The organism is Moorena sp. SIO4A5 (assembly GCF_010672005.1).
Lineage (GTDB): Bacteria > Cyanobacteriota > Cyanobacteriia > Cyanobacteriales > Coleofasciculaceae > Moorena.
Genome location: NZ_JAAHHZ010000084.1, coordinates 6,165 through 29,428 on the forward strand (window position 1 = coordinate 6,165; position 23,264 = coordinate 29,428).

The following is a 23,264-nucleotide window of genomic DNA, read 5'->3' on the forward strand; positions in this document are numbered from 1 at the left end:
ACACGATCGGGATGCCAAATAAATGCTAAATCCTTGTAAGCCTGGTTCACTTCTTCCGGTGATGCTCCAGGCTCCAGTTCAAGAACTCTATAGCATTGCTCTAGCTCATTTTGCTTCACCACCATATTATGTGTAACCTAGCGACTTTTCCTTTCTCGACTCTAGACTATCAACTATAGGCTTGCTTGTGTTGTTCCTATAGTCTACAGACTACAGCCTAGGTAAGCATTCAGCGGTCAGCTATCAGCTATCAGCGATCAGTTACAAGCTATCAGTGTGTCGCGTATCAGCTATCAACCAAAGGCAAAAGGCCAACGGCTGACCGCTGACTGCTGATAACTGATCGCTGACTGCTGATAACTGATCGCTGAGCGCTAACTACGGTTCAATTCCTTACTGCAGGATTGTAGCTACTTCTTTGGCAAAATAGGTCAAAATTAAGTCAGCACCAGCCCGCTTCATGCTAGTTAGGGTTTCCATCATCACTTTTTTCTCATCAATCCAACCATTCTGACCGGCTGCTTTAATCATGGCGTACTCACCACTAACGTTGTATGCAGCAACGGGTAAATTAGTATGCTGTCTAACCCGCTGGATAACATCCATATAGGCTAAAGCTGGCTTAACCATAACCATGTCTGCCCCTTCTGAGATATCTAAGTCAATTTCTTTTAGGGCTTCAAGGGCGTTAGCGGGATCCATTTGGTAAGTCTTTTTGTCACCAAATTTAGGAGCTGAATCTAGGGCATCCCGGAATGGACCATAATAAGCGGAGGCGTATTTAGCGGAATAGGCCAAAATTCCGACATCAGTGTAGCCTTCACTATCTAGAGCTTTGCGAATTGCACCAATGCGTCCATCCATCATGTCGGAAGGCGCTACCATATCTGCCCCTGCTGCAGCTTGAGATAGGGCCATTTTTATCAATACTTCCACGGTGGCGTCATTTAGGATAGTGCCATCTTCGGTGACAATGCCATCATGACCATCACTGGAAAAGGGATCAAGGGCAACATCGGTAATCACCACTAGCTCTGGCACTTCTTGCTTAATTGCTCTGATGGTGCGTTGGATTAATCCATCCGGGTTGTAGCTTTCAGTACCGGTAGCATCTTTCAAGTCTTGGGGAATCAGAGGGAAAAGTGCGATCGCATTAATCCCCAGTTCAAATGCCTCGGTTACTTCTTTGAGCAATAAGTCCAGAGAATAGCGGTAACACCCTGGCATGGACTTAACTTCTGGTTTGAGACCTTGACCTTCCATCACAAATACTGGATAAATCAGGTCATTAACAGTCAGTTGAGTCTCTTGAACCATCCGACGAAAGGCTGCTGTACGGCGCAGACGTCGAGGCCGATGGGTTAATTGGAGTTGGTCAACGGCTGTGGACTTGTCAATCAAGTTGGGTAAGGACATAGTGAATCCGGTAGTAGATGTGAACTTGAGTTAAGTCTGTTAAATTCGTGAAGTTCATTATCAAGCATTTTGGTTTCAAAAATTATTCTGCGCAATAAAACTTTGATTTTGCCGGTTGACTTGACGGGTGACGGTTGGTTGTCAGGGATGAAGGGAGTGGTTACTTAAGGGGAGTAAGGGATAATCAGGTGATCGGTCTGGGGGGAGATCAGCTGCTAGATGTACTGGCATGATTTCCGCGAAACTCGACTCTAAACGTTATAACTAGTAGGGTGCCTTCATAAGGCACTTACGGGTAGAGTTATTTATAGTTATTTATAGTTATTTATAGTTATTTATAGCTTCATGAAAGAAAAACAGCTCGCTGAATTTTCCTTGTCCGATGGCACTACGTTCCTGGTGGAGGTAGAAGAACCAGAAAGCAAAGCCATTGAACGGGTAGCTTTACCCTCTGGGAAGTATGTGCTTAAAGCTCAACAGTCCTTTGAAGAAGCACTGGAAAAGGTTAAACCGGTGGCGTCTACGATTATTTCTAAATTGCGTGACCTTGATACTCCTGCTGATCAAGTAGAGGTGAAATTTGGGTTGACCCTCACGGCTGATGCTGGGGCAATCTTTACCTCTATCGGTGGTGAGGTTAGCTACGAAATTACTCTGAAATGGTCCCAAGATAAATCTAAATAAGTCAATGGCGAACCATAACAGTAATTCCTTTGAAGGTTTCAAAACCTCTATTGTTAGAATCTATCATAGCAATGGCGCAGTTGTGGGAGCAGGGTTTTTAGTCTCTAACGGCTATTTGCTAACCTGTGCTCATGTGATTACTGAAGCCTTGGGAATTTTACAAACTACTGAAGAGGCTCCTACTGAACCAATTAACTTAGATTTTCCCTTGATTGCTCCCGGTCAGAAACTAACCGCTAGTGTGGTGTTTTGGAAATCGGTTTCCGATACTGAAGTAATTGAAGATATTGCTGGCTTAAGGCTCAATAGTAAATTACCTGACTCCGCTCAACCAGTGCAGTTAGTGACAGCACAGAATTTGTGGAACCATTTGATTAGAGTTTTTGGTTTTCCCAAAGGGCATGATAAGGGGGTATGGGCATCGGCAGTATTGCGAGACAAAAATGCCAAAGGCTGGCTACAAATAGAAGATACTAAAGTGACTGGGTATCAAGTTGAGCGGGGATTTAGCGGTGCTCCTGTGTGGGATGAGGAGTTAGCAGGAGTGGTGGGGATGGCAGTAGCAGCAGAGAAGCGTAGAGAGAATGTTAAGGCGGGATTTTTAGTTCCTACTCAGGTTTTGAATCAATTTTGGTCTGAATTAGGGCAATTGGGGCAAAATTCGACTAATTCTAAACCGTTAACACCTCGAAAACGCCGTCGCCTTAAGCAAGAATTAGAAGATTTACAAGAGCCTTATGATTTAGGAAGGGCAAGACTTCGGAAATTGCGGAAAGAACGTGCTATTGCCAATGACCCTAGTACTGAATTTCAGTTAGATGTGAAGATAGAAGAAGAACAAGGGAAACTTGATAAAATTGAATCAAATATTGAGGAAATTGAAGAAAAGCTTGGTTGAATATTTAGAAAATTAATAGCTGTTATTTTTCCAGACTTTTATTATAATCTAAATTTAGAAATAGCAGTACGCTTCCAATACTTACTCCAATTAAAATAAATTGGGTAATTAAAGTTGATAAATATAAAGCACTTAGATAATTAATAAAAGGGATTGTATTTAATACTTGGGTTAATATAATTTGTAAGCCCAAAGCACTAAATAAAACTAAAAGTAAGAATAAGAATACTCTCCACCAATTCCCCTTTACTATAGTGCGACTATAATTAAAAGCTGCTTTTCCTTTTTGACCTCGAAGAACAAAAGCATAAATACAAAATCCATTGTTAACAAGATAAATAATACCTGGTACAACCAATAGAAATAAACGTAAAATGAAAGCAATACTAAGTCTAAAAGTCAAATTCACCAAAGTTCCTATATCTGGAAATATTCGACTCATCAACGTTTGAAATCGAGTTTCTCTTTTTAAGAGAAAATTTTCTGTCGCTGCCGCCACCGACATACTATATATTGAACCAAAAACAAGTAAATAAAAACAAATATACAGAAAATAAACTAATATCAATATCAAGTTAAAATTTTGTGTAATAGTATAATTTATAAGAAAAATAATTGGTAGAGATGAAGAAATAATTAATGCACAAAATAATGTCAAATGTAATTTGATGTTTTTTAAATATATTTCATGCCCCAACACCAGGATTTCTACTAATCCAAGCTTTTTATTCTTGATTTCTGAGATTATACTCATACTTTTATACTCGATTAAAGATAATTTAAGATGATTAATAACTATAAAGTTTAATTTATTTTTGTGTTATTTAAAGACAAAGCGACTCGAAACCCAATTGTAAGAATCCTGTTTTCAGGAGGAACACCATAGCGATAGCCAGAACGACACACATTTGGACTGTCAAGCCAAGACCCACCCCGTATTACTCGATGGGACGCTCTAGAGTTAGTTGTCCTAGGGGTTCCGTCTACGGGTGCATCAATGTAGTTTTCATACCAGTGGTCAGCACACCACTCCCAGACATTACCATGGAGGTCCTCTAGTCCAAAGCCATTAGCTGCTTGATGAAAGCCAACTTCCGTTGTCTGTTTACTCGATTTACCCTTTGGTCCAAAACGGTATTTTTCAGTGCTGTCATAAGTCGCTACTTTGGGAGAAATAGTTTCACCAAAGTGAAAAGGAGTAGCTGTGCCAGCACGACAGGCATATTCCCATTCTGCTTCACTGGGTAAGCGATAGGGTCTACCTGTTTGTAGTTGCAAGCGCTCACAAAACTCAATTGCCTCGAACCAGGTAACCCCTTCTACTGGCAGGTTTTCACCTGGGAAGTGCGATGGAGCGGGTGGTAAGTCAATCATCACTTTATCTGTCCTGGCAATAGCTCCCCACTGGGCTTGAGTCACAGGAAATCTACTCAATAAAAACGGAGCAACGTTCACTAAATGTTGAGGTTGTTCTCGATAGTTTCCCTCCTTTTTTGGTGAACCCATGTGAAATTCCCCTCCTGGAATCTGTACCATTTCCAATACAGTATTCTCTCCCAGTTGTTCATAAAAAACCTCTGCTTGACCCCGGCCACGATTGATCAGCCATTGTGAACCCGATCCCATAAATCTAGGTTGTTGAATCAGTTCAGCCCTTTCAAACTCCAATGGATGTAAAGACGGAGGAGGGACTTTTACAGTATTAATAGTCCAAACTGACTCCTCAAATTCCGGAATAGGTAAAGTAACTCCTGCTACAAGTAGGCGATTATGGTGGGTTGGCAACTGGTCAAACTTAGATGCTGCTCCTTGTTCATGGCCACGAGCTAAGTCGCGCATCCCTTCAAGGTAGGTCAACAAAGGTTTGAATTCTGCTTCCCTGAGGGGAGCAGCCAGTGTTTCTGCTAGCTTAGACATTCGCACCCACTCTGTTTTTTGAGCTAGACTTAATTGGGTCAGTTGTAATGCTAAGTCACGAGCTGCTGCTTCAGGGTCAATATATGCTAGGGCAGTCCACCGTTGAGCTTGAGCAATGGTCCGAACAGAATTTTTGCCACTCTTGAGTTGTGGTTTTATATAAGCCAGCAGGAAATGAGCTAAAGTTTTAATGCGCTGATGATTATGTTGGTTAAATCGAGGATTACTGTTGAGTTGCTCTAGCAATACATTTCGTGTTTCCAACTCCATCTCATATAGCTCATGTCCCACTTCATGACAGAGAGGGGATAGTAGTAAGTCTGCCACTGCTATCCAAGGGATGTTTAAATTGTCACCCTGTATATCTTGCTGAAAGTTAGCCCACAGACAATAGAGCAAATCAGGTGTCAGAGCAATGGGAAATGCGGCATGATATGCGAAATACAGATGTGCATCACCAAATTTATCCCTAAAGGATTGAATTCTGTGGATAATGTCTGCGGATACACTAGCCTGAGTCATACTAACGGATTGATTTTGCTAATTCTTGATCCCGTCCACGTAATGTCTCGATGGCTTGATAAAGTCCCTGACGATTAACTTCAAACATAGGAACTAGCTTCGCAATTTCCTCAGCAGTGGTGGATTCCCAACGGTGACGGGGGAAAGGATTAAGCCAAGCAATGTTATGTACATAGTGTTTTAACTCCTTCAGAAAAAATTTGGTGCGACGACGACGCCTAGAACTAAACTGTCCACGAGCAGCCCCGGCATCACTAAATATTAAGCAAACTACTCGTGTTTTTGGCAGTTGTGACAGACAATCTTCAATGGGTACTGCTTCTAGGTGGTATGGATCTTGGTAAAGATAGTCACTGGGGCAATTATGGAAATAATAAACCCTGACCTGATTAAAACGTCCACCTCTTGAGGCTGTATCCACCAGTGCTTGTGAAAAGTGATGAAAAGGCACCATCGAGCCATCTTGATCGATCAGCAATAAAAGCTCTATCTTATTAATGCGACGAGGCTTTAGTACCGGATTGAGTAGAAAACCCTGTTGTCCAATTTGCTCTACGGTTGCTTCCAGGTCTAGTTCCGTTGGTACCCCCTCTCGCGTCAAATGTCGCAGATAGCGCCACCCTTGCTTCATTTGCCGATAGGTAACGGGAAGATCGTTATTTATAATCAGGAAAGTCTCTCCCAGCTGACCGTCAGGCGGTTTGATTGCTTTGACAACTTGTATTTTGTCAAATAGGGTCTGAATAACTTTAGGGGAGAGCTTAGCTATGGGTAAATTTGTCAGATCTTCAGTATCTTCGTGATCAGAAGCTCTAATTTTTTTTCGCAGACTTATTATTTTGACAACAATCATCCTTATAGTCAGCAAGCCTGTCATTATAATCCCAAAAAAAATAACTAAATAAATAATAGCAATAAGCGGATGTAAAGGCTTTTCATTATTATCTGTTTTGGGAGAATCAGTAATAGGAGATTTGGGATTATTAAAATTACTATTATCTTTATCTTCGGTATCATTAATAGTAAAATTAGCAATGTCTTGTGGAATAATTTTGACTTGCCCTTGAGGGTTAGTTAATTGGAAAGTAATTGGCTCATTACCCTCGTAACTTTTGTCATCTAAGATAGGAATAGGTACTTCCTGTACTCCAGATTGACCATCAGTGAAGGTGACAGTGATAGAAGTTTCTTGAAAGTCCTTCAATGAGGCTCTTATTTTTATCCACTCATCGTCGCCTTCATCTATCAATAATTCCCAATCCTTAACTGATTGTCCTAGATAATAATCGTTGGTTTCATCAATAATAATTGTTGCACTGACCTCACCTCTACTGCCACCAGTGCGGGCAATTAGAATTTTGGGATTTTTGTCATTCTCTTGTATAGTCCCAAGGGAGTTAGATAAGGGTTCAGTCTTAAAGCTTAAGGTTCCAGGATTTTCTGGCAGTGGTTTTGGCCATAGCCAAGGAATTAGGATAGCTGTTACTAGGAAAGCAATAACTCCCAAAATAATGTATCGAATCCGTCGAATAGGTTTCCCCTGTTTGGTATTGGCATTATTGAGTCGTGAGTTATCTACAATCCTTTCTTGATAACGACTTGCTTTCGTAGTGCTTGGTAAAATATCTTGTTTAGTATCTTCGGGGATTAACTGGTCAAAATACTCTTGGAATATGAGTTGCTCCTGATCAGATTTAACCCAAAGGGTGGAACACAGTTGAGCTAAAGCATTGCGGTCATCCTTACCGAAACCACCATCCACTGCCTGGAGCAACAGGTGATATTCCTCTAACCCTAAGGGTAGTCCTGCTTCTCGGAGACGATTGAATAACTCTAGCAGTGCTCGCTCATTCATTCCCTATCCTCACTTAGCCTGAGATAACTAATATGTGCTTCCCAACTCTTGAGCAATACTTCTAAATAGGGAAGCGGTTTTTGGGATAATTTTCGTAATGCCTCTTCTAGAGTATCTTGCTTTAGGGCTTGAATCCAATCCAATAATTCACTGGTACTTACTTTTTTAGTAGATCGTCCAGTTTCCTCTGCCATTAATTCACGCAATTCTAAAAATCGGGAAACGGATTTTTTGGTCAGGTCATCGGCAATATCTGGAAATCTAGCCTTGACAATATGCACAATCTGCTCGGATTTAGGAAATTTAACATAGTGGAATAAACACCGTCGTAGGAAGGCATCCGGTAAATCTTTCTCATCATTACTGGTTATAAATACAATCGGTGCCGCTTTGGCACTGATTTCCATTTCTTGATCATCCACTCTAACTTCTTCAATTTTAATAATTTTTTCCTCAAGTTCTAGAAGCAAGTCATTAGGGAAATCAATATCAGCTTTATCAATTTCATCAATCAAGACCACCGTAGGTTTGTCATTATTAAAGGCTCGTCCCAATGGTCCCAGACGCACATAGGAGGTTGGGTCATCAAATCGTTGCTTTTCTGCCTGTGTCAAGGAACCAGATGCCGCCAATTGAGCATCCCGCAACCTGCCCACGGTATCATAGGTATAGAGTCCATCTTTGGCTCGGCTAGTGGATTTGATATACCAAGCCTCGAAAGGCAGTCCTAACTCATAGGCTACTGCGATCGCTAATTTAGTCTTACCACATCCAGGCTCACCCCTTAGCAGTAGTGGACGCTTTAAGTAAATCGCTAAATTCACTGCGTCTATTAATTCTTTGCTAGGAAGATAGGGATAAATTAGTTTGCCCTGATAGGTTTCTCCAGGGATTTTGGGTTGAACTCGACCGGTGTATTTAAGATAATTTTTATTTACAGGCGAAACCATTTTTCCTCCTGGTCATACCAATTACAGCCCCAGAGCTCACAAATTTTACGAAACGTAGGCTCTGGAATGCCTTTCTTTGCCAACAGTATTTTAACCGTTTGCTCTTTATCATCGGAAAGAGTCTCTGGTAAATAGTCTTCTTGGTGATCGAGCCAAGTTCTAATAGTTTTGTGACAAAAGGGGATAATCTCTGGTAATTCAAAGGGAAGTCTAGTTTTAAAATCAGGTTGGTAATCAGTGACAAAACCAATATTCCATGACCTGACCAATCCTTGATAATCTAGAAAAAAAATTAACAACTTAAATTGACTTGGTTGATGTTGGGATATCTTTTGAACTAGCCCAGTCCATAAATTATCAATTAAATCTCTCAAATTATCTTCAATTGATTCATCGACATTGTTAAAACAAATCAAAACATGCTGGGATTGCCATAACTTTAACAGTCCAGTCACAATCTCACCAGGAGAGCTTTCTTCTGCTAAACTAATTCTACCTGCAAATTCTTCCCAAATACTGGACATATCAGTCCTTAAGCTTCTTCTGTGTAAATCAATAACTATCTTTTTATATACCAAGTCTTGGGCAACCTTAAATGCTAATCGATTCGCTAACCATCCTTGACCATAGTTATGATAATTACCATGAATGAGAAATGCACCGTGAGATTCTTGATGGGTTCTGACAATTTTTTCAAATAGCTGTTGTTGCTGCCAATACCCCAACTTTAGCAAAACTTTATATAAGGTATCAACGTTTTGAGGTTTCTTTATAGGCTGAGAATGATTGCCTCTCTGATAGTTCTCGATTTTTTCCTCTATATCATCAAGTTTTTCTTCTATTTCCTCTATCTCTTCTTCACATTCTTTAATTTCCTCCTTTAGCTTAAACTTCACTGCTGTATCAGTCTCAATAGTATACCTTCTACTGAGCATCCTCAACTTTTCGCTTAATATTTCATAAATTTCTTCAAAGTCTTTGTGTTTTTGCTTCAAGCGTCTAAGTGAGGGCATTGGTCACTCTCAAGATTTAGCTCTAACATAGTAGTTTTCTACCTTACTCCTGATTTTAACTGGTACAGCCGGGAATTAAGGCTTCTGGCCAATACACCATATGTCTTTTGCCTTTTGCATTTTGCCTTGCCCATAGCGCTATATTTGTCACCCTTACCCCAACCAACTTCTAATCCACGAAAATGAAACAGCCCTGACATTGGGAGCAGGGCTGTTTCAAAATGCAATAAGTTAGTGATTTTGGGGAATCGAGGAAATACAACTAAATTTAATTAAAACTAAGCCAATATACTCTTTGAAACCAGACTAATTAGCCTGGTTCAATCAACTGAAACGACTAACAAAACCTTAAATTGTTCGATAACTAGGCACGAAAATTATTCTATCAAACAGACCTACCACAACATTGGGAGACCGATGAGCGAGAGAGGGGAATAGGTTAAACGTATTGGTTCAATCAACTATGAACCCTAACGAATCAACACTCTTCCCCAGACTCTTGCTTTACAAACTAGGCTCTAACAACTAATTCGACCATTTTTGGGCAACTAACTCAGCCAAATCTACAACCCGCTGAGAGTAGCCCCACTCATTGTCATACCAGGCAACAACCTTAACCATATCGCCACCCATGACCATAGTTAAGCTAGAATCCACAATTGACGAAGCATCATGACCCCTGTAATCACAGGAAACAAGAGGTTCGTCGCCGTAAGCCAAAATTCCCTTGAGTGGACCTTCAGCTGCTTCTTTGAGCACTTGATTGACCTGCTCAGCAATGGTACTTTTCTCCACTTGAACTACCAAGTCAACGATAGACACATTGGGAGTTGGCACCCGCAGAGCAATACCGTTGAGTTTCCCTTTCAGTTCAGGAATCACTAGGGCTACCGCTTTGGCCGCACCAGTAGAGGTAGGGACAATGTTGAGCGCTGCTGCCCGAGCCCGACGTACATCCCGGTGGCTCGCATCAAGAAGCCGCTGGTCACCAGTGTAGCTGTGGGTTGTGGTCATTGTTCCTTTGATAATGCCAAACTGTTGATGCAGTACTTTGGCAAAGGGAGCTAGACAGTTGGTAGTACAGCTAGCATTGCTAATCACGTCATTTCCTTCGTGGATGTAGTCTTCATGATTAACACCCATGACGTAGGTGGGGACGTCTCCTTTGCCAGGAGCAGTGATTAGCACTTTCTTAGCACCAGCAGCTATATGCTTGCCAGCTCCATCCTGATCTCGGAAGACACCAGTAGCTTCGATAACTAGGTCAACACCCCAAGAGTCCCAGGGCAAGTTCAAGGGGTTCCGGTCGGATACACACTTGACAGTTTTTCCATTAGCTGTTATGGAATTTTCATCACAACTGATATCTGCATCAAGTTTGCCCAACATTGAGTCGTATTTGAGCAGATGGGCATTTGTCTTGGGATCAGAGGTATCATTGATTCCCACTATATCTAACTGGCTATTCTCCCGAGTCAGCCAGCATCTCATAAAGTTGCGTCCGATGCGTCCAAAACCATTGATCGCTACTCTAATCACTACTTCTTGCCCTCTGTAATTCAAAGTAAATATTTTCTTAATGATCCCAATAATATCGCAAAGGCTGAAACAATTTGAAACTTTTACTGAACTTATGTGGTTTGATGTACTCGTTTTTAAACCAGATGGGTATACTTTACCCTAAAGCTGGAAGTTTTGGCAGGAGAGTCCGCTCTGGGGATGGCACAGATCTGATATTGCCTCGGCAACCTGATTTTACTCACACCATCCCCAAACCCCTCTCCCCTAACCAGTCTCAACCGATTAGTTTGGTATGTAGGTCCATTACCCCCAAAGGAGGCAGTGATAGAGATAAGTCAAAAAATTACCACTAGCTCTGCTCTACTGCTATTTTATGGGTGTTTATGGGTCTTGGGACGTTTTTCCGGATTGAGAAGTCTGGTTGACGTCTAATATATACGACAATAATCTAGGTACTCAAGAATCAGTTATGTAACAGTTACGTTATCAAACTTAAGGTATTATTGTCCTGTTTGACAGTACAGATGTACTTATTTATCAAAAATTATTCCTCGATCTCTATTTTTCCTGATATGATAGCGCGTGTTATTGGCAAATTAGGCGTGTGCGGTGTGGTGTGTAAGGAGTTAAAATGCCAAAGACTGTTGATTTCAGTAATAAACCATTTCATTTCATTGGTATTGGCGGAATTGGGATGTCAGCTCTTGCCTACATCCTAGCAAAACGCCAATTCCGAGTATCCGGCTCAGATACTCGGACAACGCATATCACGCAAAGTTTGCAAGCAGTAGGTGCTCATATCTTCAAACAGCAGTGTGCCGCCAACTTAGAATTTTTCCAATCCAGGAACGCACCAGCTTGTGAAGACGTAGCAGCTAAAAGGGTTAGCACGAGTTTGAATCCAAAAGCGCTCACAGAAATCTCACAATCAAGTCCGACTATATCTGTAGCTGACCCCTGTTTAGGCTTGCCTCAAGTTATCTGTTCCACAGCAATTAACCCATTGAACTCTGAGTACCAGGCAGCAAAAAAGCTAGGTTGCCCAATTTTCCATCGCTCAGATTTACTAGCGGCGTTGATTGAAGACTATTACAGTATAGCAGTCGCTGGAACTCATGGGAAAACTACAACCAGTAGTTTGATCGGGTATCTATTGTGGCAAGCCGGTTGTGACCCCACCATGATTATCGGTGGTGAGGTGGATGCTATCGGTGGTAATGCCAGGCTGGGAAATGGACCATTACTGGTTGCTGAGGCTGATGAATCCGATGGTTCGTTGGTTAAGCTCTCCGCCGAGATTGGTGTAGTAACCAATATTGAGCTGGATCATCCAGACCATTACCAGAAGTTAGAGGAGGTTGTTGAAATATTCCAGGCTTTCGCCAAGCGCTGTAAGAAGTTAGTGGGATGTATTGATTGCGAGACAGTGCGATCGCAACTAAAACCGAATATCAGCTATAGTCTACGGCGAGATATGGGGGCCGACTATAGCGTTGATGATGTAACTTATGAAGCTAATGGCACTACCGCCAGAGTTTGGGAAGGCAATCAGGTTTTAGGTCGGTTGGAGCTGAAATTGCTAGGCAAACATAATCTCAGCAATGCCCTAGCCGCAGTAGCAGTAGGACGAAATTTGGGGTTGGAGTTTGAGGCAATTGCCTTGGGGATCGCTAGCTTTGAGGGAGCCAAACGCCGATTTGAGCTGCGGGGCAGGTGCAATGATATTAGTTTTGTGGATGACTATGCTCACCACCCCAGTGAAATTAAGGCAACCCTAGCTGCCGCAAGAATCCAGGTCAACGCTGACCAGCGAATAATTGCAATTTTCCAACCCCACCGATATAGTCGTACCCTGAGGTTTCTCCCCGAGTTTAGTGTTTCCTTTAGTAACGCTGACTTGGTGGTTATCAGTGATATATACAGTGCTGGGGAACCAGATTTAGGAGAAATTAGTGGGGAAAACCTTTATCAGGCGATCGCATCTAAGCATAAGGATGTACATTACAAACCAACTCTCGAATCAGTGGTAGAGTTTCTGAACCAAATTCTCTGTCCTGGGGACTTAGCCCTATTTTTGGGAGCCGGTAATCTGAATCAGATTATTCCTAAGGTAATGGGGTTTTACCAACAGCATGACGGCTTAGTTAACCAAAGTTAAGCCCGAAAGCATCAATAATTGTGAATCAAGCTAGGGAATTTTAACTATAGACCGTAAGAGAAGGTCAGTATGATCTCAAGTCTCGATGATATTCGTGAATCAACTTTCCACAAACTCTTCTAGGTATTCTACCCCCTAGCAACTTCAGCCAATTTCACTGCCAAAAACGGATCGGCATTATTCTCATTGCGTGTAGATCCGAATCTCTACCCTGATTTTCCTGATGATAACTAGCGTGCTAACCCAGAAAAAAACTCCTTCCCAGTTACAGTTGTATATTCCAGGAACCAATTGTCCACTTCAGTCCCAGGTATCCTTAGCCAAACTCACCTCATTTCGTGTGGGAGGTCCAGCTCAGTGGTACGTCGCCCCTCGGAGCCTAGAAGACCTACAAGCTAGTTTCCAGTGGGCTCACTCCCAAAAATTACCCCTAACCCTGTTAGGGGCGGGTTCCAACCTTCTAGTCAGCGATATCGGTTTGCCGGGTTTGGTAATTTGTACTCGCTATCTGCGCCATACTCACTTTGATGCAGATACAGGCAGAATTACCGCCAGTGCTGGTGTACCGATTGCCAGTCTAGCATGGCAGGCTGCCAAACGAGGCTGGGAAGGGCTAGAGTGGGCTGTGGGCATACCTGGAACTGTTGGTGGTGCTGTGGTGATGAATGCTGGTGCCCACAAAAGTTCCACAGCTGATCTTCTGTTTAATACAGATGTTCTATCTCCTGATGGCTCAATGGCGCAACTCAGTAGCGAAGACCTAGGCTTTAGCTATCGCACCTCAATCCTTCAAGGTAGCGATCGCATAGTCACCCAGGCCACATTTCAGTTAAAACCAGGTGCTGACCCAAAACAGGTGCGCTCACTGACATCGGAGCATTTGGCAAGACGACACACTACCCAACCTTACCACCTACCTAGCTGTGGCAGTGTGTTCCGCAACCCTGACCCCTATGCTGCTGGTTGGCTAATTGAACAAATTGGTCTAAAAGGCTACCAAATTGGTGGTGCTAGAATAGCTGAACGCCATGCCAACTTTATACTGAACTGTGGTGATGCTAAGGCTAGCGATATCTTCCGCATGATCCACCATATACAGGAGCAAGTAGAAAAGCACTGGTCACTGTGGTTAGAGCCTGAAGTGAGGATTTTAGGTGATTTTACCAAAAAACTAGCAGTTGAAAGCCCTATGTCTTTAGAGCAGGGATAAAAACTAGCGAGGGGATTTATCCCCTGCTATGGTTCCAGTGGATATCCCAAAACCGATCCTGTTGGGGAATCAGTTCAAAGCTGATCACCAAGCTGATCACCAAGCTGATCACCAACATGATCAATTTTTAGTTTATATTTGTGCTTGGCTAAACTAGAAAAGAACGGCAGGAAGTTAACTATATCGCTTCAGCCCATGTATGAATAACGACACCGGGAATTTATTCCCCTATTTCCTATTGCTGTTAAGGTGAGGAAAATTCCAATAGCACCACAATAGATACACGATAGATACACAATAGATAAAGGTAAATCAGCACAGGATTTCTAATGTCAGCGCACCCGTTGCCCATGGACTGGACTTCGTGCCGACTTGGGCAGCGGTTCAAACCGCGCTTGATGTTTGTTTTTCATCCCCGGTCATTAGACATGGGGTTTCTAAACTTAACTGGGATTTTTTATGACACAAGACAAAGGAAAAGGATTTGGTCTCGGTCTCGGCAAGATGAAAGAACTAGCCGAAGCGTTCAAAAAAGCTCAAGAAGTTCAAAAGGGTGCCAAAGAGCTCCAGGATCAGTTGGAGCAAATGGAAATTGAGGGAACATCAGGGGAAGACGGTAAGGTGAAGGTGTTTCTCAGTGGCAATCAGGAACCCCTACGTGTAGAGATTTCTGAGGATGCTATCAATCAAGGAGCTGAGGTTTTATCTGAACTGGTGTTAGCAGCCATGAAAAATGCCTATGAGACCTCCACAGCCACTATGCGGGAACGCATGGAACAACTTACCAGTGGGTTAAATTTGCCAGGTTTATAACCTGATCGGTCAATCCCCGCTCGGGATTCCGTAGGAAAAAACTAGAGGCATGAGGAAATTAATCATTCTCAATGGTTCCAAACCTCATGCCGAATATCCCATTAATGCCTGACTATTTATCAATATTTGAGTAAAACGAAGCTACCTGTAGCTTTGGCAGTGACGTAAGTCCATAATATAAGCTCTTAGCCACCTCTATATTGGCTGCTTCTGTCAAGTGAATGGCATCATTAAAGGCGAGTTCGGGAAAGTTTTGATAAATTGTGTACAAGTTGAGAACCTTGATATTTTTGGGAAAGCCTTTCTCCAGTTGCTGACCCGCTACCACCAATTTGGGATAATTGGCTTGCACTTGTTTTTGGTAAACTTTTCCTAACTGCTGCAAAATTTCCTTCTCTGCTGGTTTGATCGTTTTGTTGCCACGACCAGTTATTTCTGGTTGGACAGCAACTAGTAAAGGAATTCCCTGTCCTGCTGTTAAACGCAGCATATGTCTGAGGTTATTGCGATAGCGCGTCAATCGACGTTCCAGTTCATCGGATTTCTGAGGAAGATACTTCTTCAGTGGCATAACCTCCCCCCTGACCACTAGAGACCGCTGACTCACTGACGGCTGAGGATCAAAGACCCAGTATGTGATTGCTTTAGCGAGATAAGTTTTTGTAACTAAATGCTTCAACTGCTGGGTGAGATGAGTCCAAAAATGCCCAGTCGCATTTTGTAAGAAGGCTTCTGTGTTAGGAATATCTGTTAAATTTTGGTCACTGGGGGTGATCAAATCTGTGTATCCACCCAACACTATTACTGCGTCTGGGCTGTAAGGTAAAATTTTGAGAGCTAACTGAGCTAGTGCATTGCCAGAGGTATACCCTGGTACTGCGGCGTTGATGACACGATACTTACCATTTCGAATCTTTGGCGGCAGAGCAAGTGCTTGCTTTAATTCCGGTTCAGAGGGGGGTAAGGTCATTGGCCGGTATTTCTGTGGGGAACGCCTTTGCTGTTTTATCCGTTGATTGAGACGAGCTTCTAAGTAGCTGGCTATGGTAACTTGATTATTGGCATTCCCTTGACCGAAGGCTGTCGAGCCACCTAACAAAAAAATCCGAATTTCATTTTTGGGTTTGACCAAGGGAACGGGGTCGTCGTCCCGGAAACCCTGCTCATTAATGCGCCAGAAATCACTCTGTTGCTTCCCCAATAAACTGTAACCTACAGCTAGATCCCGTTGGACAGCTAGATCACCAAGGTCTGGTAATCCATCATAAAGCTGCTGTGTCTGGTCAACGAACTTGGGACGGTAAACAGTGAAATCTCTGGGTGCCCCCTTGTAGGTAGCTATCTCATTAATTTTGCCGACCGCAGCCACTAATAAACGAGCCAACAATTCCACAATCATCAAACTTAGAACTATCCCTGCGAGCATCGTCAGTAGGTTAAACCGTCGGCGGCGCTTGCGGTAAAGGCTACGGCGCGACTTAAATAGTAAATCTCTTCCTTGCATAACCGTTAAATTAGGAGGTATCCCTTTACAAGTTGGTGTCTTTAAATCACTGCGTTGCTAGACATTGAACCATGAAGCGACATCCCACCACATGGGTTCAACTATCCCATAGAGCAATTTCGTTGCTAAACTTAACACGGCGCAGCTCGTAGTTGACCAAATAATATACCCATGCCCTGCAAGTTACTCTTTGTCTGCCTTGGTAATATCTGCCGTTCTCCCTCAGCTGAGAACATCATGAATCACTTGATAGCACAAGCAAATCTTTCTGACCAAATTGTCGGCGATTCCGCTGGTACTTCCAGTTATCATATTGGCTCTCCCCCGGATCGGCGTATGACAGCAGCTGCCAAACGTCGGGGGATTGTACTCCAGGGGAAAGCACGGCAGTTTAATCGGTCTGACTTGGAAGAATTTGACCTGATTTTAGCTATGGATCAGCAAAACTACGAAGATATTATCTCTCTTGATCCAGCTGGGAAGTATAAAGATAAAGTAAGGCTAATGTGTGATTTTGCCCGTCATCACACCGAGCGCTCAGTCCCCGATCCATACTACGGTGGACCAGAGGGTTTTAATAAGGTGATTGATTTACTGCTAGACGCTTGCGAAGGTCTGCTGGAACACGTTGTTGAAAATTACACCAAGACTAGGCAAAACTAAACACTTCCAAGTACTAATTGCCAATGGTGAACTTAGCTTTTGTGCCATTGGTGGTTAACTGGATGAATTCATTTGATTAAATGGTGTTCTAAGGCAAATCGTAAGAGTTCGGCTCGGTTACTCGTATCAGTTTTTCTGAACAGACGACTAACGTACTTCTCGATTGTCCTGGGACTCAGGTGTAGTTGGTTACCAATTTCGACATTGGATAAACCTGTAGCCAGTAAATTCAATACTTGCTGTTCCCGCTCGGTCAGCTGTAGAGCATGAGCTTGGGTATTATTCCCTGATTGATGATTAATCTCTACGGAGTTGATTGATCTAGATGCCGGTTTATCAACCGGCTCTTTTGTAGTCTGTGGTGATGAGAATCGTAACTCCGTATGAATCATTTGCGATCGCACTAGTAAACTTTGAATGACTGCACCCAATTCTTGCATCTCAAAGGGCTTAGGTAGGTAGACATCACACCCCGACTGATAACCCTTGATGCGTTGATTGGTACTATTGAGTTCGGTTAAAAATACAACAGGTAACAACCGCAATGGGGGCTTCTGACGCACTTTTCTCACCAGTTCATAGCCATCTATTCGCGGCATATTAATATCTGTAACCAGAAGGTGAGGGTGATAAGTCTCAATCATAGACAGCGCTTGCTGACCATTTTCAGCAGTAATAACTGAATAACCTGACATTTCCAGATAATCGCTTACAGACAGACGAGTGCCCAGGTCGTCATCTGCAACCAGAATAATCAATGGCATGGGATAACTATAGTACTGACATTTAGAACAAACCTACTCTTAAGCTAGGTCATCTGGTGCTCAATTGGTGACTAAAAATACTTCGTTCGCGTAGCGTCGCCGAAAGGCGACGCCAGCTCAATCAGAACTGTCTGGAGATAGGAGTTGCCTGGTAAAATTAATATAGATACCTAGACAACAACATAGCTTAGGCTTGCTGAAAGAAGCACCCTTGTGATTAATTAGTCACTCAGCCCCCCTCTGGCCTAGAGCAGCTACTAGTCTGATAATCCTTGCATAGCACTTAAGGCTTTCCCCAAGCGCTTGACACCATCAGAGCAATCGAGGCGATCTAAATGAACTTCGATAAAGGAGACAGTATTATGGTTAACTTTTGCCTGTTCTAAGGCTTGTTCTAACTCACCTTCAGTACGCACTTGGCAACTCCAGCTATTGCCAAAAACCTTGGGTAACTGATGATATTTCCAAGGTTGAATATTGTTGTACGAGCCTTCATGGATAGCCCGCTCAATAGTGTACCCGTCATTATTAATTAAGAAGATAATCGGGTTAAGTTGATGCCTAATAATCGTAGAAAGTTCCTGACAGGTCATCTGGAAGGCACCATCACCGACAAACACAATCGGTCTACGGTTAGGAACAGCCAAACCGACTCCTAGGCAGGCAGGAACTGAGAAGCCAATAGATGTGTAAAGGGCCTGTCCAATGTAGTCGCTGTCTCCTTGGAGTACCAAATCAACGGTAGCAATTAAAGCATCACCAGTTTCAGCAATCACGATTGACTCATCATCAATAAAGTGAGTCATCCGCTCATAGAATCTGGCGTTGGTTAGCTTTTGCTCAGGTTGTGACTCAAAGCGTTTAGACAAAGACTCTATAGCTGGCTTGATATCCAAGACATCAGATTTTTTCTTCTGAAGTTTGGCAGTTAAACCAGCCATGAAATCCGGTAGATACACTGGAGAATAGAAGTGGTGTTTGATTTTGACTTTGTCAGAATTAGCGTTGATTAATCGCTCTTCGGGCAGTTGGGCAGTGAAAGCACCCAGATTAATGTCTGACATGAAGGCACCCAGGCATAAAATACAGTCGGCTGTTTCAACTCGTTGGCGTACATACTCCTGACTGAACGCTCCTGCATAGCTACCAATGAATTGTGGGTGGCTTTCCGAGAGGATTGACTTGCCTAACAGAGTGGTAGCGAAGGGATATCCCGTCTCCTCCAGCAGGTGGGTAAGTTGGTCTGCTATACCGTAGCGGTGGAGTTCAACCCCAGCTATAATAACGGGATGCTGGGATTGCTCTAGCAAACTTACAGCCTCTTCAACTGCCTCTGATAAAGCGTTGATATCCATAATTGGGGTTTCTGGTAAGTCACGTTCCCCAGTAACAGGACAAGGTTGATTGACTATGTCTGAGGGAATTTCAATGTATACAGGTCTCCGGTGGCGCAAACAAGCAGCAATAGTCTGGTCGATTTGCCTTGCCGCTTGACTAGGGCTGGTAAGCCTCACGGCTGCCACTGTAATTTTTTCAAAAATTTCCAGCTGTAGATTGTAATTACCAGCAGTGTGATGTAGCAGTAACTTTTGCTGCCGCTGGGAACTGTTAGGTGCTCCACTAATCACGATCAGGGGGACTAGCTCAGCGTAGGCACCCGCCACCGCATTCACTAGACTAAGTCCACCAACATTATAGGTAACGCACAACCCAGCAACACCATTAAGGCGGGCATAGGCATCAGCTGCATATCCGGCATTGAGTTCGTTACAGGTGTAGATTAACTCTACAGAACTCTCTAGCAAGACATCCATCAGACCCAGGACGTAATCTCCCACTACGCCAAAAATATGCTTGACACCAGCGGCTTGCAGCCGTTGAGTAAGGTATTGACCGACAGTTACTACATCAGACTGAGCCATTGCACCTCTGACCTCTTTAATTAAGCTACCTTTATGGCCAGCATTGTAACCAAAATTTTAAAAAACGTTACATTTTTGGGTGTAAAAAACGTTACATTTTAGATATAATTTATTATTTCATGGAGCGCCGTAATACCCCATCCTTCTTAAGGTGGGGATGTAAGGTGGGTCAACGTAGGTACGGAGTTGACCAAATTAATTTTTGTGGTATCCGGAATTTTCGTTCTGGGTCGTGTATCCTAAAGTAGAGTACAGGCTGAAAAACCGTTAGGACGAGACAATATAAATCCGTGGAGTCCACGCTCGACCGCCTAAAAAGTAGTAATGCTCCGAGGCCAGGGAAAATCCTCTTTAAAAACCCAATCGTCAACTAACAATTGGCGTGTGAACCTAGTAAAGCAAACCTTTTCAAGAAAATGTACGGTGGGGCGCACCGGAACATGGAGAAAGAGAGGGAAACAGAATCTTCGGCACTCTCAAACAAGTATCCGAACGCCTAGGGAGAATTGCCCTCTAGGTCTGTCGTGAATTGACTGGAAATTTGGTAGTAAGCTCACGGATTTTTGGTTAATTACTGTCCTGTCTTTGACGGCGTCAAAATGGGAACTCGGCGGTTTAAGGTGATTCGTCGATCTAGGAATCCCCATCCCTCTAAAGGGTGGGGAGCGTCAAGCTTTCTATTCTAGCAAGTTTCTTGGGTTGACTAGAGAAGCCTAACGTCTCTCAAAGGTGAGTAAGCGTCGAAAGTACAACCAAGCTGGACACAAGAAGCCATCCTTAGATGGGTTATGGAGCCCAAGCTACTTTTGCATTTCTGTCGGAGGGGTACCCCTTGAGGTGCTTAAGGAGTACATCCAAAACCAAAAGCGACCGGAGGCAACCTAAGGTTGCTCCCTAGCGGTAGCCCGCTATCCTTCCCCGTCCTGAATAACGGGTAAGGATAGCGGTTCCGGTCAACTGTCAACAAAAAAGGTGAAATATCTATTAGCTTATACAGCAGAAACTTTTAGACTACTTGGCTGCCCCAGATTCCCTTCTAAGACAATACCCCGCTGGTTATAAGCCAGATGACGCAGCAATTTGTAAATCCCTTCAATTTGGTCAGGGGCTCCCACTTTCTCAGCTAACTCCGAAACAGATATGGCAGCACTTTCCTGGTGTAGTACCTCCATCACCTTTTTCTGTAAATCTAGAATGGCAGCGGCGGCTTTTTTACCCGCTTCTACCCCAGGTTGGTGATAGGCATTGATATTTACCAAGGATGCATAAAGACCAACAGCACGTTCATACAGGGCAATCAATGCCCCCACGGTTCTAGCATTGACCTGACGAATGCTTACGGTAATGGAATCCCGTTGATTTTCATACAACGCTTGCCGAGTACCTTGTAATAAACCTGATAGATAGTCTCCCGTAGTTACACCAGGTTCTACTTCTGGAGACTTCCCTTGTCGGTCTTCTAAGACTTCAATGAACGTGACAAAGAAATTGGGAACACCTTCGCGAAGTTGCTGTACGTAGGCATGTTGATCCGTTGAGCCTTTGTTACCATAAACTGCAATGCCCTGATAAACCGTATTGCCATCTAGGTCTTTTTCCTTACCTAGAGATTCCATTACCAGCTGCTGTAAGTAGCGGGAGAATAGCAATAGACTGTCTTTGTAAGGCAACATGACCATATCTTTCTCCCCCTTGCCATTGCCAGCAAAGTACCAGCATAGGGCAAGTAAGGCGGCTGGATTGCTTTTGAGCTGGGGGCTACCGGTAGCGCTATCCATATCTTTAGCACCAGCCAGCATCTGACGGATATCAATCCCTTGTAGTGAAGCTGGAAGTAGTCCTACGGCTGACATTTCAGAGGTACGTCCTCCTACCCAATCGTACATGGGAAAGGTGGCTAGCCAACCTTCGGATTTCGCCAATTGATCTAGTTTGCTGCCAACACCCGTAATGGCCACAGCTTGGGAAGCAAAGTCTAGATTCTGAGACTCGTAGGCTGTTTTAACTTCCACCATGCCGTTACGAGTTTCTGGTGTTCCCCCAGATTTGGAGATGACTAATACCAGAGTGCTAGACAATCGGTCTTGGAGTCGGGTCAGGACAGTATCAATGCCAGCTGGGTCAGTATTGTCAATAAAGTGAATAGCTAAAGGAGGAGAGTCTAGCGCAAGGGCTTCAGCGACAAACTCAGGACCAAGGGCAGAACCCCCAATACCAATGGAAAGAACATCAGTAAATTTTGGTGCCCTAGGGGGATGGATGGCACCCGTGTGGACATTTTGGGTAAAGGTTTCAATCTTTTCGAGAGTGTTGACAATGTCTTGTTGGAGTTCTGGAGTTGGGGCTAAGTCCGGGTCTCTTAGCCAGTAGTGACCGACCATGCGGTTTTCATCAGGGTTTGCGATCGCACCGTTGACTAAGGCATCCATATCCTTAAATGCCTTTTCAAACTTAGGCAGCATCGCCTCCACAAAGGCATCATCAAACCCCATACGGCTGATATCGAGGTAAATCTCTAATCCTTCGTGGTAATAAAGCCAATCCTGATAGCGTTGCCAGAGTGCAGCGGCGTCCATAAGTAGCTCTCCAACTTCTTTTATTGTCCACTCACAAGTTTAAGGCAAGCACATAGCTTGACACTCCCCGGTCTAAAGACGCGGGGATTCCTAGATCTACGACCGGCCTTGAACCTCCGTATCCTTGCGGCAATACCTAAACCAATATCCCGTCAAGACCAAGATTCTAGTTCAGTTTACGTGCATACCCAGCGGGCTGGTCTCCTTAGGCGTTTAGTTACTTTTTGAGAAGTGCCTTATAAAGTCCGTTGCTTCCCTGTTTCACTTGGTTTCGGCGTGCCCCGCCGTACCATTTTTTTTCAAAGTGTTATCTTGCTGGGTTCACACACCAATTTTTAGTTGATGGTTGGGTTTTTAAGGAGGACTTTCCCTACCCTCCGGGCATTACTACTTTAAGGTCAATAAGTTACGGGTCTCTCTCCCGGCTCAGCCATCGCCAAAGGCGACGCTACGCGAACGGTTTTTCAGCCTGTACCCTATGCTTGAATTATACTATAGCGCTAAAGTATTGTCAACTCGGCGACTAAAGTCGCGCTCGTGTCTTCATCCCCGGTTTAAAAACGCGGGGCTTTCGACTTGCGCGTCCCCTAGTAAACTACCCCGACTTAGCTAGCCCTTGGCGTCGGGGCTATGCGCGACTGTTCCCAAAACGTTTTTTAGATTTTTGAGCAGGTCTTGAACCTAATCAACTTGTTGAAGGGACAGGCTGTGGGAAAGTGATCGAATCCCGGAGCAACTTACTAGCAGCTAAAACTTCCTGTCTTGCCCATTGATCTGCTGCCAAGATATCGTCTAAGGAAGGATTGGAACAGTTATCAGCTTGGTGGCGATCGCATACAGATTCAATACAACGAGCAATATCCAAATAACCAATTTTC

General features: G+C 43.5%; 18 protein-coding genes and 2 pseudogenes. 7 read left to right on the plus strand and 13 right to left on the minus strand.

Translation table 11 applies throughout. The annotated features are described in order from the left end of the window. Together F6K57_RS22980 and hemB are read right to left on the minus strand one after the other, a co-directional pair. Positions 1-125 (minus strand): J domain-containing protein (locus F6K57_RS22980; protein WP_293070865.1); only part of this gene is annotated, 125 nt, incomplete at its 3' end. A gap of 268 nt (positions 126-393) precedes the next feature. Then, on the minus strand, positions 394-1,416 hold the full coding sequence (gene hemB / locus F6K57_RS22985; protein WP_293070844.1) for a porphobilinogen synthase: 1,023 nt from the start codon (positions 1,414-1,416) through the stop codon (positions 394-396). A gap of 345 nt (positions 1,417-1,761) precedes the next feature. Here hemB and F6K57_RS22990 point away from each other — a divergent pair, with 345 nt between their 5' ends. Then, positions 1,762-2,100: a CU044_2847 family protein gene (locus tag F6K57_RS22990; RefSeq protein ID WP_293070846.1), complete on the plus strand. Its 339-nt coding sequence runs from the start codon at positions 1,762-1,764 to the stop codon at positions 2,098-2,100. A gap of 4 nt (positions 2,101-2,104) precedes the next feature. Beyond that, positions 2,105-2,998: a serine protease gene (locus tag F6K57_RS22995; protein ID WP_293070848.1), complete on the plus strand. Its 894-nt coding sequence runs from the start codon at positions 2,105-2,107 to the stop codon at positions 2,996-2,998. Positions 2,999-3,020: 22 nt separating this feature from the next. Here F6K57_RS22995 and F6K57_RS23000 read toward each other — a convergent pair whose 3' ends face one another. The 6 genes from F6K57_RS23000 to F6K57_RS23025 form a co-directional block, all read right to left on the minus strand. Continuing rightward, positions 3,021-3,752 carry a hypothetical protein gene (locus F6K57_RS23000; RefSeq protein WP_293070850.1) on the minus strand — a complete coding sequence of 244 codons (732 nt, stop codon included), beginning with the start codon at positions 3,750-3,752 and terminating at the stop codon, positions 3,021-3,023. A gap of 50 nt (positions 3,753-3,802) precedes the next feature. Next, on the minus strand, positions 3,803-5,437 hold the full coding sequence (locus F6K57_RS23005; RefSeq protein ID WP_293070852.1) for a formylglycine-generating enzyme family protein: 1,635 nt from the start codon (positions 5,435-5,437) through the stop codon (positions 3,803-3,805). A 1-nt stretch (position 5,438) separates the two neighbouring features. Continuing rightward, positions 5,439-7,292, minus strand: a complete 1,854-nt coding sequence (locus F6K57_RS23010) for a hypothetical protein (RefSeq protein ID WP_293070854.1) — start codon at positions 7,290-7,292, stop codon at positions 5,439-5,441. After that, entirely contained in the window at positions 7,289-8,242 is a 954-nt protein-coding gene (locus F6K57_RS23015; protein WP_293047216.1) for a MoxR family ATPase, read from the minus strand. The genes F6K57_RS23010 and F6K57_RS23015 overlap by 4 nt, the downstream gene beginning before the upstream one ends. Next, a complete protein-coding gene (locus F6K57_RS23020) occupies positions 8,227-9,255 on the minus strand; it encodes a hypothetical protein (protein ID WP_293047213.1) in 1,029 nt (342 codons plus the stop codon). The genes F6K57_RS23015 and F6K57_RS23020 overlap by 16 nt, the downstream gene beginning before the upstream one ends. Before the next feature lie 525 nt (positions 9,256-9,780). After that, positions 9,781-10,794, minus strand: a complete 1,014-nt coding sequence (locus tag F6K57_RS23025) for a type I glyceraldehyde-3-phosphate dehydrogenase (protein ID WP_293070867.1) — start codon at positions 10,792-10,794, stop codon at positions 9,781-9,783. Between the two features lie 613 nt (positions 10,795-11,407). Between F6K57_RS23025 and murC the strand changes: the two genes are divergently transcribed. The 3 genes from murC (at position 11,408) to F6K57_RS23040 (ending at position 14,957) form a co-directional block, all read left to right on the plus strand. Continuing rightward, positions 11,408-12,934: a UDP-N-acetylmuramate--L-alanine ligase gene (murC, locus tag F6K57_RS23030; protein WP_293044611.1), complete on the plus strand. Its 1,527-nt coding sequence runs from the start codon at positions 11,408-11,410 to the stop codon at positions 12,932-12,934. Positions 12,935-13,157: 223 nt separating this feature from the next. Continuing rightward, positions 13,158-14,144 carry a UDP-N-acetylmuramate dehydrogenase gene (gene murB, locus F6K57_RS23035; RefSeq protein WP_293021556.1) on the plus strand — a complete coding sequence of 329 codons (987 nt, stop codon included), beginning with the start codon at positions 13,158-13,160 and terminating at the stop codon, positions 14,142-14,144. Between the two features lie 459 nt (positions 14,145-14,603). Then, positions 14,604-14,957, plus strand: a complete 354-nt coding sequence (locus tag F6K57_RS23040; protein WP_293021557.1) for a YbaB/EbfC family nucleoid-associated protein — start codon at positions 14,604-14,606, stop codon at positions 14,955-14,957. A gap of 112 nt (positions 14,958-15,069) precedes the next feature. Here the strand turns inward: F6K57_RS23040 and F6K57_RS23045 are convergent, their stop codons facing one another. Further along, positions 15,070-16,461: an SGNH/GDSL hydrolase family protein gene (locus tag F6K57_RS23045; RefSeq protein WP_293070858.1), complete on the minus strand. Its 1,392-nt coding sequence runs from the start codon at positions 16,459-16,461 to the stop codon at positions 15,070-15,072. A gap of 171 nt (positions 16,462-16,632) precedes the next feature. Here F6K57_RS23045 and F6K57_RS23050 point away from each other — a divergent pair, with 171 nt between their 5' ends. Continuing rightward, a complete protein-coding gene (locus F6K57_RS23050; protein WP_293044616.1) occupies positions 16,633-17,124 on the plus strand; it encodes a low molecular weight protein-tyrosine-phosphatase in 492 nt (163 codons plus the stop codon). 68 nt (positions 17,125-17,192) lie between these two features. Here the strand turns inward: F6K57_RS23050 and F6K57_RS23055 are convergent, their stop codons facing one another. Next, positions 17,193-17,888 (minus strand): response regulator transcription factor, encoded by a 696-nt coding sequence (locus F6K57_RS23055; RefSeq protein WP_293044618.1) that lies wholly within the window; start codon positions 17,886-17,888, stop codon positions 17,193-17,195. A 257-nt stretch (positions 17,889-18,145) separates the two neighbouring features. Further along, positions 18,146-19,810 (minus strand): thiamine pyrophosphate-binding protein, encoded by a 1,665-nt coding sequence (locus tag F6K57_RS23060; RefSeq protein WP_293070861.1) that lies wholly within the window; start codon positions 19,808-19,810, stop codon positions 18,146-18,148. A 729-nt stretch (positions 19,811-20,539) separates the two neighbouring features. On the opposite strand from F6K57_RS23060, the pseudogene F6K57_RS23065 reads away from it, so the two are divergent. After that, positions 20,540-20,695: pseudogene (locus F6K57_RS23065) on the plus strand (transposase); the annotation flags it as partial. Between the two features lie 104 nt (positions 20,696-20,799). On the opposite strand, the gene F6K57_RS23070 reads toward F6K57_RS23065, so the two are convergent. Together F6K57_RS23070 and F6K57_RS23075 are read right to left on the minus strand one after the other, a co-directional pair. Continuing rightward, a complete protein-coding gene (locus F6K57_RS23070) occupies positions 20,800-22,386 on the minus strand; it encodes a glucose-6-phosphate isomerase (protein WP_293070863.1) in 1,587 nt (528 codons plus the stop codon). Between the two features lie 685 nt (positions 22,387-23,071). Beyond that, positions 23,072-23,264 (minus strand): annotated as a pseudogene (locus F6K57_RS23075) (1-deoxy-D-xylulose-5-phosphate reductoisomerase); the annotation flags it as partial.

Coding starts and splice junctions, on each gene's coding strand:
- hemB (WP_293070844.1), bottom strand. CDS start 1,416: ATGTCCTTACCCAACTTGATTGACAAGTCCACAGCCGTTGACCAACTC.
- F6K57_RS22990 (WP_293070846.1), top strand. CDS start 1,762: ATGAAAGAAAAACAGCTCGCTGAATTTTCCTTGTCCGATGGCACTACG.
- F6K57_RS22995 (WP_293070848.1), top strand. CDS start 2,105: ATGGCGAACCATAACAGTAATTCCTTTGAAGGTTTCAAAACCTCTATT.
- F6K57_RS23000 (WP_293070850.1), bottom strand. CDS start 3,752: ATGAGTATAATCTCAGAAATCAAGAATAAAAAGCTTGGATTAGTAGAA.
- F6K57_RS23005 (WP_293070852.1), bottom strand. CDS start 5,437: ATGACTCAGGCTAGTGTATCCGCAGACATTATCCACAGAATTCAATCC.
- F6K57_RS23010 (WP_293070854.1), bottom strand. CDS start 7,292: ATGAATGAGCGAGCACTGCTAGAGTTATTCAATCGTCTCCGAGAAGCA.
- F6K57_RS23015 (WP_293047216.1), bottom strand. CDS start 8,242: ATGGTTTCGCCTGTAAATAAAAATTATCTTAAATACACCGGTCGAGTT.
- F6K57_RS23020 (WP_293047213.1), bottom strand. CDS start 9,255: ATGCCCTCACTTAGACGCTTGAAGCAAAAACACAAAGACTTTGAAGAA.
- murC (WP_293044611.1), top strand. CDS start 11,408: ATGCCAAAGACTGTTGATTTCAGTAATAAACCATTTCATTTCATTGGT.
- murB (WP_293021556.1), top strand. CDS start 13,158: ATGATAACTAGCGTGCTAACCCAGAAAAAAACTCCTTCCCAGTTACAG.
- F6K57_RS23040 (WP_293021557.1), top strand. CDS start 14,604: ATGACACAAGACAAAGGAAAAGGATTTGGTCTCGGTCTCGGCAAGATG.
- F6K57_RS23045 (WP_293070858.1), bottom strand. CDS start 16,461: ATGCAAGGAAGAGATTTACTATTTAAGTCGCGCCGTAGCCTTTACCGC.
- F6K57_RS23050 (WP_293044616.1), top strand. CDS start 16,633: ATGCCCTGCAAGTTACTCTTTGTCTGCCTTGGTAATATCTGCCGTTCT.
- F6K57_RS23055 (WP_293044618.1), bottom strand. CDS start 17,888: ATGCCATTGATTATTCTGGTTGCAGATGACGACCTGGGCACTCGTCTG.
- F6K57_RS23060 (WP_293070861.1), bottom strand. CDS start 19,810: ATGGCTCAGTCTGATGTAGTAACTGTCGGTCAATACCTTACTCAACGG.
- F6K57_RS23070 (WP_293070863.1), bottom strand. CDS start 22,386: ATGGACGCCGCTGCACTCTGGCAACGCTATCAGGATTGGCTTTATTAC.